This is a genomic window from Arenibacter catalasegens (assembly GCF_002909235.1).
GTDB classification, from domain to species: domain Bacteria; phylum Bacteroidota; class Bacteroidia; order Flavobacteriales; family Flavobacteriaceae; genus Arenibacter; species Arenibacter catalasegens.
The window spans coordinates 196,528-209,846 of sequence record NZ_PHQQ01000003.1 but is presented as its reverse complement, the minus strand read 5'-3'; the positions used below and the strand labels follow the sequence as shown (position 1 = coordinate 209,846).

Genomic DNA, 13,319 nt, shown 5'->3' with positions numbered 1-13,319 from the left:
TTGATGTATTATTTTTCATGGGTTCAACTTTGAAAGTTCATTTAGAAATTTTGTTGTAATTTGGTTACAATGTTCAATTCCCTAATTTGGGGCTATAATTGGTTAGATTGCAATTTTCGGTTTCATAGGGTTGACATCTTGTAATAAATATGAATTTGAAAAGGGAAGTAAGCATTGGAAATAATAATTTATTATGAAGAAAGGCCGAGTTACTATTAAAGACATTGCGCGAGAGCTTAACATAGCTCCATCAACAGTGTCTAGGGCCTTAAATGATCATCCGGCTTTAAAAAAAGAAACTAAAGATGCTGTAAGGGCACTAGCAGAAGAATTGGATTATCAGCCCAATCTTTTAGCTTTAAACCTGTTGCAAAAGAAATCCAACACCATTGGAGTTATAGTGCCAGAAATTACCGGACATTTTTTTTCGGCGATAATCACAGGTATACAGGACGTGATAGTTAATTCCGATTACAATATCATGATTTGCTTGTCCAACGAATCCTACGAAGAGGAGATGACTATCGTAAAGAAGCTATCGAAGATTCAGATAGATGGAGTCTTGGTATCGCCATCATCGGAGACCAAGAATTTTGATCATTTTCGCAGGCTTCAAAAAAGCGGTATCCCTGTGGTGGTTTTTGATAGGGACTGTCCAGGATTGGATGCCGATAAGGTATTGGTCGATGATTATTTTGGGGCTTTACAGGCGGTGGAATATTTAATTGGAACCGGGTGTAAGAATATTGCTCATTTAGGAGGTCCTTTAAACTTAAGTACTACAGAACACAGGCTTCAAGGTTATTTGGATGCTCTAGAAAAAAACAACATACCTGTAAATAAGGAATACATTGTTCATGTTCCAGGGTTTTCACATAAGGATGGTGCAAAATCGACAAAAAAATTATTGGAAAATAAAGAACGTCCGGACGCCATTTTCGCATACAACGATAATATTGCCATTTCTGCCATGCACATTGCTAAAAAACTCGGTTTTAAAATACCAGAGGAGGTCTCTATTTTAGGATTTGATGATGAACCGCATTCCGCTTTTATTACGCCCTCATTATCTACTGTTTGGCAACCAGTTTATAGTATGGGAATGCTCTCTGCCAGAATTTTATTAAGTCATTTAAACAACAAGAATACGATGCTGGAGTTTCGAAGGGAAGTTTTTAAACCAGAATTGGTTATAAGGGGTTCTTCACAACGGGAATTAAGTACTTCCCCTAGGTTGGAATAATTCTATTATTATGCAAACCTTTGCATAGACTTTTGATCTAGATTTCTTCGGAACATCAATAATTTATTGTTATTTGTATCAGTTGTTTTAGACTTTGGATAATTGTAACAAAATTTGGCATGCACGTATCACCCAGGATATTTTTTGAACACTGTTATGGCCAATATGCCATTCCAGCCGTCAATGTTTTTACCATGGAACAGGTCCTCGGGCTTTTTAGTTCAGGGGAAAAAGCCAATGCTCCGTTTATGGTTCAAATTACACCGGCAGCAAGGAACTATGCGCATCCTGAAATGCTTGTGGCTATGATCAACGCGGCTTCCAAAATATACCCCAAAGCGGTGTACTCGGTTCATATGGATCATGGAAATGAGGAACATGCCTTTAATGCTATACAGTCCAACGATTATACCTCCATTATGATCGATGCCTCCCATGATAGTTTTAATGGGAACGTAATAAGGACTAAAGCAGTGGTGGAGGAGGCACATAAAAAAAATATTGTTGTTGAGGCGGAACTAGGGGTACTGAGTGGTGTGGAAGATGATTTATCAATAGATGAAAAATACGCCAAATACACTCAGCCGTCGGAGGTACAGGACTTTGTGGAATTAACAAGATGCGATAGTTTGGCAGTAGCCGTAGGCACTAGTCATGGAGCCTATAAATTTTCTGGGGGTGATGGTATTCAGTTTAAAATATTGGAAGAGATTCAGCAGAGATTGCCCAAATTCCCTATAGTGTTGCATGGTGGCTCTGCCGTTAATTTCGAAGAAATAGATCGCATCAACAAGGCAGGAGGGCAGTTAAATGAAGGTGCATCAGGAGTTTCGCCGGAAGAGATTGTGAAATCTATTGCCTATGGAGTGTGCAAAATCAATATTGCAACAGATACTAGATTATTGTGGACCCGAGTGCATAGGGAATTCTTTAGGGATACTCCCGAGCTTTTCGACCCTGTAATTCCAGGGAAGACCTATATGAAGGAGTACGAAAAATTTATGTTGGAAAAGTTTGATCTCTTGGGCGCAACAGGGAAAGTAAGCGACTTGAAATTTTAAAATAAAAAATTATGGAACATAATTCACATTTGCAGCTAAAACCAAAATCCAAAACAGGTGTTTATCATCAAATTACACCGGAATCGGCCAACTGGAAATATCTGAATTTTGAAGCGAGGTTAATGTCCAAAGGTGAAACTTGGCAACACGATACCGAGGATAATGAAATGGTGATAGTGCTATTGAGCGGTAATTTTAAAGTGGAAAGCAATAAGGGTAACTGGGAAACAAAAAATGGCAGAAAGGATGTGTTTAGTGGGGTGGCCCATACCCTATATCTGTCACGAAACAGCAAATTTACATTAACGGCTATGAGCGATACTTTGGATATTGGTTGTGGTTGGTGCAAGGTTGAGGAGGATTTTCCCGCAAAATTCGTGACCCCAGAGGATACACCCGTGGTTATTTTCGGAGGGGACAATGCTACCAGGCAATTCAATGATCTGGTGCCACCGGGTTTTGGTTGTAGTAATATAGTAGTACGTGAGGTATACACTCCCTCTGGTAACTGGAGTTCTTTCCCTGCCCACAAACATGATGAACGAATTGTTGATGCGGAGGGCAATGTGTTGGAGCCAATACAGGAGGAAACGTATTTCTATAAGTTTCAAAAGCCGGAAGCATATGCCATACAGCAGGTGTATACCAAGGATAGGTCTTTGGACGAGATCGTGAGGCCTAGGCACAATGACGTAGTGATGATACCCAAAGGGTTTCATCCTGTGGTAGCGGAGCATGGTTTTCACTGCTACTACTTAAATTTCTTGGCAGGTACAGACCAATGTTTGGCCAATACCACAGACCCTGACCATGAGTGGATCTATGATTCATGGACATCAAAAGATAAACGATTGCCATTGGTAACGGCGGAAATGAATAAACAATAATTGGAAATGAGCGATAAAAAGTTTGATGTAATCACGTTTGGAAGATCTAGTATTGATCTTTATTCACAAAATATTGGTTCGCCATTTAATGATATTAAGGGGTTTGATGCCTTTGTGGGAGGATCTCCCCTAAATATTGCCGTAGGGTGTGCGAGATTGGGTGTCAATGCCAGTCTCTTGACCGCGGTAGGTAATGACAAGGTTGGTGAGTTTATCTTAAATTTCTTGAATGGGGAGGGTGTCAACACCCATTGTATTCCTGTAAAAAATGGTACTAGGAGTAGTGCGGTTGTCCTGGGAATTGAACCTCCGGATAAATTCCCGTTGGTCTATTACAGGGATAATGCGGCTGATAGCCAAGTGGATATTGATGATGTGGACAAATCCAATATTCCAGACTATAAAATTTTATTGATCAATGGTACTGCCTTAAATGTAGAACCTACGCGGAGTGCTACCTTTTATGCTACTGAAATAGCCAACAGGAACGATGTGGAGGTAGTGCTCGATTTGGATTTTAGAGCAGACCAATGGCACGATTACAGGGCGTTTGGATTAACCGTTAGGGCTATTCTGCCCAGAGTAAAAATGGCCATTGGTACGGAAGAGGAGATTCTTGCCGCCACCCTGATCGATTCTTCTCAAGTCACGATTAAGGAACAACAGATTTCCGCACCGGAAATAAAAGGGGATATAGATGTTTCTATAAAACAATTGCTTTCTTCCGGTATAGAGACGCTGATCGTAAAGCGGGGAGAGAAGGGTGCCAGTATATACCAAAAAGATGGTTCCCGAGAGGATGTTCCTGGATTTCCAGTGGAGGTTTTAAATGTATTGGGAGCCGGTGATGCATTTGCCAGTGGTTTTTTATATGGAATACTACAAGGTTGGGATTTAAAAAAGGCGTGCAGAATGGGCAATGCTAGTGGCGCTCAAGTTGTCACCAAAAAAGGTTGTGCCAACTTTATGCCCACCTTGGAAGAATCCATGGACTTTATAAAGCAGAAAGGCGGATTTTAATTTATAAAACGATGAAAACAAAAAGACTTACGGTGGCCCAAGCCACAATAGAATATCTAAAGAACCAATATGTGGAACGCGATGGGGTTCAGAACCAATTTTTTGCCGGTTGTTTCGGAATTTTAGGGCATGGGAACGTAGCGGGAATAGGACAGGCATTGCATCAAAACCTGGATTTTCCATATTATGTGGCTAGGAACGAGCAGGGAATGGTACATGCTGCGGCAGCCTTTGCCAAAGTAAAAAATAGATTGCAAACCTTTGTCTGTACTTCTTCTATAGGGCCCGGAGCTACCAATATGCTCACTGGTGCTGCGGCAGCCACTATTAATAGGATTCCTATCCTCTTGATTCCAGGAGATATATTTGCTACTAGACAGGTTGCTCCGGTATTACAACAATTGGAATCCAATGTTACTCAGGATATTTCTGTCAATGATTGCTTTAAGCCTGTTTCCAAATATTGGGACCGGATCAATAGGCCGGAACAACTAATAACCTCCTTGCCAGAAGTAATGAGGGTATTGACTTCACAGGCCGAAACGGGAACTGTTACCTTGTGCATTCCACAGGATGTGCAGGCGGAGGCTCATGATTTTCCTGTAGAAATGTTCCAGAAGCGGGTTTGGCATATTGGGAGGACCATGCCAGATCAAACCCTATTGACAAGGGCAATTGAACAGATCAAAGAAAGCAAAAGGCCTATGATTATTGCTGGTGGTGGTGCTATTTATAGTGATGCTACGGCAATATTAAAAAAATTGGTCAATAGAACGGGGATTCCAGTGGCCGAAACCTTTGCAGGCAAGGGCTCCTTGGATTATAACGAGCCACAGAATTTAGGAGCTGCCGGGGTAACAGGAACGCCCGGAGCCATAGAAATTGCAAAAGAAGCCGACCTAGTGATTGGGGTAGGTACAAGATATAGCGATTTTACTACTATCTCCAAATCCGCATTTCAGGATCCCAAGGTCCGTTTTATCAATATAAATATTACGGAATTCGATTCTTTTAAGCACGGAGCACTTCCTTTGGTAGGGGATGCCAAGGCTATATTAGAAACAATGGACAGGGAACTGTCCAATTACAAAGTTAGTGGGGATTACCGTGAAAAAGTGGAGAAATTCAACAAGAGCTGGGATCAATTTGTAGCGAATATCTATGCTGAAAAGAATGAGGTACCTGCATTCCAAGGGGAAGTGATCGGAGCTGTAAATTCATTTTCCAACCCTGAAGATATAGTACTTTGTGCAGCAGGGAGTTTACCAGGTGACCTTCATAAGTTATGGAGGACTAGAAACCCCAAAGGCTTTCATCTAGAATACGGTTATTCCTGTATGGGTTATGAGATTGCTGGTGGTTTAGGTGCAAAAATGGCGCGTCCGGAAAGCGAGATATATGTGATGGTGGGCGATGGCAGTTACCTAATGATGTCTCAGGAGATAGTAACATCAATCCAAGAAAAACAGAAACTGACTATTGTTTTATTGAACAATGATGGCTATTCCAGTATAGGAAGCCTGTCCAGTTCTCTGGGAAGTGAAGGTTTTGGCACCTACTACAGGTATCGCAACGAGGAGACCGATCAATTGGACGGAGGATTGTTGCCCATAGACTATGCGGCCAATGCGGCGAGTATGGGAGCCCATGTCATTAAAGTGAAAAATGTAAAGGAATTAAATGCAGCCCTTAAAAAGGCAAAAACCATAGACAAGACCACAGTAATCTATATTGAGGTGGATCGTAAAAAAGCTGTCCCAGGATTTGCTTGGTGGGATGTAGCGGTAGCCGAGGTATCAGAGAAAAGTGAAGTCAAAAAATCTTTGGAAACCTATAGGGAAAATAAGAAAACCCAAAAATATTATTTATAGACCATAACCAACCAGCCTTATGAATTCCGAACTCATTATTATTTTAACTACATTCCTTATTTTTACTGGAGGAGTTGCTTTTTTTACCTGGTACAGCCTTAGAAAGACAAATTTAACATCGTCCGATGGTTATTTCTTGGGAGGTAGAAGTTTAACAGGAATCGTAATTGCGGGTTCCATGTTGCTGACCAATATTTCCTCGGAACATCTTATTGGGATGAACGGTAATTCATACGTCAATGGATTTATTGTAATTGCCTGGGAGGTTACCTCTTCTATAGCCCTAGTAATTGCAGCCATTTTTTTTGTTCCCAAGTATCTAAAAATGGGATTGACCACCATACCGCAATTTTTGGAAAGTAGATTTGATGGGTTAACAAGGACTATGGTAGCCGCCATTCTGATCTTTTCTTTTGTGGTTACCTTACTTCCCATTGTTTTGTACTCAGGAGCAATAGGTATTGAAAGTCTGTTTGGTGTTTCGGAGGCACTAGGGGTCAGTAAATCCGAAGGGCTCTGGATTACAGTAGTCATTATTGGTGTTATAGGGTCTATATACGCCATATTTGGAGGTTTAAAGGCCGTAGCCTATTCCGATACCATTAATGGATTTGGACTTTTATTGGGAGGTCTTTTAATACCAATATTGGCCTTGATGGCCATTGGAGATAATAACATCTGGGACGGATTGGTAAAGGTTTATAATTATGCACCGGAGAAATTCAACGTAGTGGGGGCAAGGGACTCTGTATTGCCTTTCGAAGTTTTGTTTACGGGCTTGATTATTAATCAGCTTTATTTTTGGGGGATGAACCAAACTATAATCCAAAGGGCCTTGGGAGCTAAAAACTTGAAGGAAGCCCAAAAAGGTCTTTTAATAACAGGTCTTTTTAAGATATTGATACCCCTGATAATTGTGTTGCCCGGAGTTATTTGCTACTATTATTTTCAGGACACTTACTTTGACCAGCAGGACTCCGTTTACCCTCAATTGGTTAAGAAGGTCTTACCTGTTTGGTTAATTGGTTTTTTTGCGGCCGTAATAATGGGAGCAGTACTGAGTACCTTTAATTCTGTATTGAATTCTGTGGCTACCTTGTTCAGTATAGACATTTATAAGAAACATATTGCGAAAAATGTCAGCGATAACAAATTGGTAAAGATTGGAAAGGTGACCTCTGCAATTTTAGCCGTTGTGGCCATATTTGCTGCCCCGATGGTGGCCAATGCTTCCGATGGTTTATATCAATTGCTACAAGAGCTCAACGGAATATTCTTTATTCCTATAGCTTCTATTTTATTGGCGGGTTTCTTTATGAAAAAAGTCTCGGCAATGGGTGCTAAAGTGGCCCTGCTTTTCGGACTAACTTTTTATATTTTTATGACTTGGGGATATACCTCTCACGGCATACATTTTGTACATTTATGGGGGATAGAATTCTTGTTGAACGTAGCCATTATGTATTCTGTATCCTACTTCTATCCCAATAATAACAAGTATGAAATTACGGATGTCGGAGCAGTAAATCTGACCACCTGGAAATATACCATACCCATGTCCATTGGGTTATGCGCGGTAACTATTCTAATCTATGTTTTGCTCTGGAACAATCAATAGGAGCACTATAATCAAAAATATTAAACATTAAAAAAATGGAAATTCTAAAAAATTATATCGATGGTGTTTGGACCCCAAGCACCTCCAAAGAAACAATAGACATTATAAACCCTGCAACACAAGAGGTTTTGGCAAAGGTACCTTACGGACCTGGTACACAAAAGGATGTAGATTTGGCAGTATCGTCCGCATCCAAGGCCTATAAGGAATGGAGTAAGGTTCCCGTAATAAAAAGGGTTCAGGTACTATATCGCTTAAAAACCCTAATGGAGGAAAATACCGAAGACCTTGCGGAGATTATTACCAAGGAATCTGGCAAAACATACGGGGAATCTGTTGGGGAAATTCAGAGAGCTATAGAGAATATTGAAGTAGCTTGTGGTACTCCAATGTTAATGGCGGGTGATGTTATTGAAGATATAGCTACAGGTGTAGACGAAATGATGATTAGGCAACCCTTGGGTGTTGCAGCTTGTATAACCCCATTCAACTTTCCAAGTATGATCGTTTTCTGGTTCTTACCCTATGCAATTGCAACGGGTAACGCCTTTGTAGTAAAACCTTCCGAGAAGGTACCCTTGACCATGATGAAGATATTTGAGTTTATCGATCAATTGGATATGCCAAAGGGTCTTGTGAGCCTAGTACACGGTGGTAAGGATTCAGTAGATGCAATTTTGGAACACCCCGCCATTAAAGCAGTGAGTTTTGTTGGAAGTACTCCAGTAGCCAGATATATTTATTCCAAGGGTACGGCCAATGGTAAGCGAGTACAGGCTCAAGGTGGAGCTAAAAATCCAGTGGTGGTACTGCCTGATGCAGATATAGAAATGTCTGCCAAGATAATAGCGGATTCCGTTTATGGATGTGCAGGCCAGAGGTGTTTGGCGGCGTCGACCATTATTACAGTTGATGATCATAAAAGACAAATAAAGGATGCGCTATATGAAACTGTCAAAGCCCGAACAACGGGTTATGGCCTAGATAGGGAGATAAATATGGGACCTGTAATTACTCCCGAAAGTAAGACAAGGATAACAGGATTAATTCAAAAAGGAATCGATGAGGGCGCCAAAGTGCTTTTGGACGGGCGAAATGCGTCCATTTCAGGCTATGAGAAGGGTAATTTCCTGAATCCTACCATTTTGGAGGACGTGGCCTTGGATAAGGAACTTATTGGAACTGAAATTTTTGGTCCAGTAATGAGTTTGATATCCATGAAGAATATAGATGATGCCCTGAAATTTGTAAATAGCGGGAATTATGGCAACATGGCTTGTTTATTTACCGGTAGTGGTGCCAATGCCAGAAGGTTTAGAAATGAGGCGGATGCTGGGAATATTGGAATAAATATAGGAGTTGCGGCTCCAATGGCCCAATTCCCATTTAGTGGTTGGAAGGATAGCTTTTTTGGAGATCTGCACGGGCAGGGTAAGCATGCCATAGAATTCTTTACCCAGACCAAGGTTATAATAGAAAGATGGCCGAACATTTGGTCTAGAAAATTTTAATAGGATTATAAAATGATGAAAATCGCTAATGCTCCTTGCTCATGGGGCGCCTTGGAATTTGACCTAGAAGAAAAATCCGAAGAGATTGGTTTTGAACAGGTATTGGATGAAATTAAGGAAACAGGTTATATAGGTACCGAATTGGGGGATTGGGGATATATGCCCACCACTCCTGACCGGTTAAAGGCTGAATTGGATAAAAGGCATTTGGATTTATTGGGCGCTTTTGTTCCAGTAGCTTTGGTCAAGGAGGACAATCATGACAAAGGTGTAGTTGCTGCACTAAAAGTGGCCGAGCTCATGTTCAATGCCGGTTATAAAAATTCTTTTATTGTATTGGCCGATGATAACGGATCTGTTCCGGAACGCACCAATAATGCGGGTAGAATTACCTCCCAAATGAGCCTCTCAGAGGTTCAATGGAGGGTTTATGCTGCAGGAGCAGAAAAGATTGCAAAGGCAGTGAAGGATGCTTTTGGTATTAGAACAGTGTTCCACCATCATTGTGCTGGATATGTTGAAACCCCGGAGGAAATAGATAGGCTTATGACTTTGACGGATCCACAATTATTGGGATTGTGTTTGGATATGGGTCATTACGCTTTTGGCGGTGGAGATCCGGTAGCTGCCCTAAAAAAATATGGTAAAAGAATATGGCATGTTCATTTCAAGGATTATAGTCCTCTAGCGTCCCAGGCTTCGCGAGCGGTAAATGGGGACTACTTCGATGCTATTAAAAGAGGAGTGTTTTGCGAACTGGGAAAGGGGTCCGTGGATTTTCAATCCATAGTAAAATTGTTGGAAGAATTGAAATACAACGATTGGATCGTGGTTGAGCAGGATATTTTGCCAGGCATGGGAAACCCAAAAATATGCGCACAGGCCAATAGGGATTATATTAAATCCTTGGGGCTTTAGTCAATTAAACATTCATGAAACTATCATTTATAAATATAAATTTATGACAAAAGTTAAATTCGCTGTAGCAGGTTTGGGAAGGATAGGAAAGATCCATTTGGAGAACTTGCTTCTGATGGAAGATGTAGAAGTGGTTGCCGTTATGGACCCAATGGCTGAATGTAGGGAATATGCAAAAGAAAAGAACATACCTCATATTACAGCTACTTATGAGGATTTGTTGGTTGTTGCTCCTTTCGATTCCGTTGTGATCTGTTCTCCTACGGATACCCATGCCGATTATGTTGAAATGGCTGCGAAAGCAGGTGTCCATGTTTTTTGTGAAAAACCTTTGGACCTATCTATGCAAAGGGTGGTTGAGGTCTTGAAAGTGGTAAAGGAAGCCAATATTAAGTTGATGTTAGGTTTTAACCGTAGGTTCGATAAAGAGTTTAGTAAGGTTCATGAATCAGTAATGGAGGGCGCCGTAGGGGAGCCCCACTTGGTAAAAATTACGAGTCGAGATCCAGGTGCGCCACCGGTGAGTTATATTGAAAAATCAGGAGGTCTCTTTTTGGACATGACCATTCACGATTTTGACATGGCGCGTTTTGTGGTTGGCAAGGAAATAGAGGAGGTATATGCTAAAGGAGCTGTTTTAGTGGATCCAGCCATTGGTAAGGCTGGGGATATAGACACGGCGGTAGTTACCTTGACCTATACGGATGGCACTATGGCGGTTATAGACAACAGTAGGGAGGCTGCCTATGGTTACGATCAAAGAATAGAGGTGTTTGGGTCTAAGGGAATGGTACAGGCGGATAATAATTATGAAGACTCACATCGGCTTTATACAAACAAGGGTGTACTAGGGGCACTTCCCCTGCATTTTTTTTTGGAGAGATATGCTGAAGCATATAAATCGGAAATGGCCAGCTATGTGAAGAGTTTAAAAAATGGTGAAGCCGTGCCAGTGAATGGTAATGATGGGTTGTTGTCCCTTCAGATCGGACTGGCAGCCATTAAATCATTAAAGGAAAAAAGACCTGTGAAAATTGCCGAAATAGGTAATTAATCACCCTAAATTTAGGAAGGCTCAAAATCAATATCGATTTAGGATATTAGGAAATACAATCTTTGGTTAAATTGTAATTATTTGTTAAATTGGGGTGATATTAATAAATCCCCCGACTTAATTACTGTGCTATAAGAGCAGCGGGTTGGAAGTTTTTATGGTGTTTTACTTAAATTTAATGATAGGCGGAGTAGATTGGCGATGAGGTAAAATAAGTTAAATCTGTAGTACATACCATTGCAAAAAAATGCGCTTACCATGGTAGGTGTAATGCTTGAACCTAAGATTTAAATCCATTGATAAGTTGAAAAAAGGCCAACCTAATGTCAACAATGAATATTTTATTTCCCTTTTGGAAAAGGGGGAGAAATGTGCATTTGAGACCTTGTTTAGGCTTTACTACTCCAAACTTGTACACATTGCAAAAGGATATTTGGTGTACCACCAAGAGGCGGAAAGCATCGTTCAGAATGTATTTTTGAAAATTTGGGAAAATAGGGGTGGACTAAAGGAAGTGACTAATATTAATAGTTACTTATATAGTGTGACCAAGAATTCCTGTCTGGATCAATTAAAGCATGAAAAGGTTAAAAGGAATTACTTAGATCAACGTTTTTTAATTAAGTCTGAAATTCAACGTCAGTTCATTCAGGATGATGCAGCCTCACTTTTGCTTGAAAATGAATTGGAAAGCAAAATTATGCGCAGCATAGAATTGTTACCTGAAAAATGTAAAAATGTTTTCAAAAAAAGCAGATTCGAGGGCTTGAAACATGGTGAAATAGCAGCGCAAATGGGGATTTCACATAAGACTGTAGACAACCACATTGCAAGTGCCCTGAAACATATGAAGCTCCATTTAAGGGAGTATATAACGATTTCCCAATAATTTTTTTAGTTAGTACTAGGTGTAAATCCTTTTTGAGTCGTCTTATTAGTATACTTGGGACGATGACAGATAAAAAAATTTCCAAATACCTTAATGGGGCAACTACTTCGGCAGAAGAAAAGGAGGTTGAAGTTTGGATTACTTCGTCGGATCAAAATGCCAAAAAATTCTATTCCATCAAAGCTAAATATGTAGCTTCCTCATTTGATGAATCTGTATCTGATATAGATCAGGTTTATAATAGTATTATAGATGACAAGCAGGCTACTAAAAAAAATAAGAGCCGATTTTTATTAACTACCTTAAAATACGCTGCAGTTTTAGTTTTGCTAATAGGAGGCGCCTATTTATTTAAAGATTATTTTATTGTGCCTAGCCAAGTGCCCATGACTTCTGAAGATGCCATTACATTGCAGTTGAATGACGGCACATTGGAAATAATTTCTGAAAACGGGACGGCAAGGGTAGTGGATTCGGAAGGAAATGTGTTAGGAGCACAAAAGGGAAGACAATTGGTTTATAAAAACACTGGAAGTGCCAAAGAAGAATTGATTTATAATACGCTTACGGTTCCTTATGGGAAAAGGTTTGATATTGTATTGTCCGATGGAACCCAAGTAATTCTTAACTCAGGAACATCCCTTAAGTATCCAGTACAATTTATAAAAGGTGATAATAGACGAGTTTTTCTGAATGGAGAAGCTTTCTTCACGGTGGCGAAAGACAAGTTGCATCCATTTATTGTAAATGCGGATGAACTTAACGTAAGAGTATTGGGTACCAAATTTAATCTGTCGTCTTATCCCGAAGATCAATTTGTAAATACAACATTAGTCGAGGGCTCCGTTTCGGTTTATGAAAGTAATGCGAATTATGATTCTTCCAATTCTTCTTTGTTAAAGCCTGGATATAAGGCGGAATGGAATAAGCACAATAAGCAAATATCTATTGCAGAGGCCGATATAGCAATGCATACCGATTGGTTGAATGGGAAAATTATATTGAGACATGTGCCGTTTAAGAACATTGTTAAAAAATTGGAGCGCCATTATAATGTAGATATTACCAACAATAACAAAGGTTTGGACAATGAAATGTTTACAGCAAGTTTTGATATTGAAACCATTGATCAAGTATTTAGAACGTTCAATGAGTCCTACGAAATAGATTATAAAATCAACAACAGACAAATAATTATTAACTAATTAACCAACCGCCAATGAATTAAAATCTTCTTTATTTATACA

General features: G+C 40.0%; 11 protein-coding genes. All 11 read left to right on the top strand.

All coding sequences use genetic code 11. From position 1 onward, the window contains the following. The first annotated feature begins 193 nt into the window (after positions 1-193). The gene (locus tag CWD90_RS04550; protein WP_103474734.1) at positions 194-1,243 is read left to right on the top strand and encodes a LacI family DNA-binding transcriptional regulator; all 1,050 of its coding nucleotides are present in this window, start codon (positions 194-196) and stop codon (positions 1,241-1,243) included. Between the two features lie 119 nt (positions 1,244-1,362). Continuing rightward, positions 1,363-2,304 (top strand): class II fructose-bisphosphate aldolase, encoded by a 942-nt coding sequence (locus tag CWD90_RS04545; protein WP_103474733.1) that lies wholly within the window; start codon positions 1,363-1,365, stop codon positions 2,302-2,304. Positions 2,305-2,315: 11 nt separating this feature from the next. Then, positions 2,316-3,191: a 5-deoxy-glucuronate isomerase gene (gene iolB / locus CWD90_RS04540; protein ID WP_103474732.1), complete on the top strand. Its 876-nt coding sequence runs from the start codon at positions 2,316-2,318 to the stop codon at positions 3,189-3,191. A gap of 6 nt (positions 3,192-3,197) precedes the next feature. Next, positions 3,198-4,211 (top strand): 5-dehydro-2-deoxygluconokinase, encoded by a 1,014-nt coding sequence (gene iolC / locus CWD90_RS04535; protein WP_103474731.1) that lies wholly within the window; start codon positions 3,198-3,200, stop codon positions 4,209-4,211. Between the two features lie 11 nt (positions 4,212-4,222). Then, positions 4,223-6,082: a 3D-(3,5/4)-trihydroxycyclohexane-1,2-dione acylhydrolase (decyclizing) gene (iolD, locus tag CWD90_RS04530; RefSeq protein WP_103474730.1), complete on the top strand. Its 1,860-nt coding sequence runs from the start codon at positions 4,223-4,225 to the stop codon at positions 6,080-6,082. A 19-nt stretch (positions 6,083-6,101) separates the two neighbouring features. Continuing rightward, positions 6,102-7,700, top strand: a complete 1,599-nt coding sequence (locus tag CWD90_RS04525; RefSeq protein ID WP_239986458.1) for a solute:sodium symporter family transporter — start codon at positions 6,102-6,104, stop codon at positions 7,698-7,700. A 35-nt stretch (positions 7,701-7,735) separates the two neighbouring features. Continuing rightward, positions 7,736-9,211: a CoA-acylating methylmalonate-semialdehyde dehydrogenase gene (locus CWD90_RS04520; protein WP_103474729.1), complete on the top strand. Its 1,476-nt coding sequence runs from the start codon at positions 7,736-7,738 to the stop codon at positions 9,209-9,211. Between the two features lie 12 nt (positions 9,212-9,223). After that, on the top strand, positions 9,224-10,129 hold the full coding sequence (locus tag CWD90_RS04515) for a sugar phosphate isomerase/epimerase family protein (protein WP_103474728.1): 906 nt from the start codon (positions 9,224-9,226) through the stop codon (positions 10,127-10,129). A 43-nt stretch (positions 10,130-10,172) separates the two neighbouring features. Then, positions 10,173-11,183: an inositol 2-dehydrogenase gene (gene iolG / locus CWD90_RS04510; RefSeq protein WP_103474727.1), complete on the top strand. Its 1,011-nt coding sequence runs from the start codon at positions 10,173-10,175 to the stop codon at positions 11,181-11,183. A 304-nt stretch (positions 11,184-11,487) separates the two neighbouring features. Next, on the top strand, positions 11,488-12,072 hold the full coding sequence (locus CWD90_RS04505) for an RNA polymerase sigma-70 factor (RefSeq protein ID WP_239986457.1): 585 nt from the start codon (positions 11,488-11,490) through the stop codon (positions 12,070-12,072). A gap of 62 nt (positions 12,073-12,134) precedes the next feature. Next, complete coding sequence (locus tag CWD90_RS04500; RefSeq protein WP_103474726.1) at positions 12,135-13,277, top strand: FecR family protein; 1,143 nt, start codon at positions 12,135-12,137, stop codon at positions 13,275-13,277. The last annotated feature ends 42 nt before the right edge of the window (positions 13,278-13,319 follow it).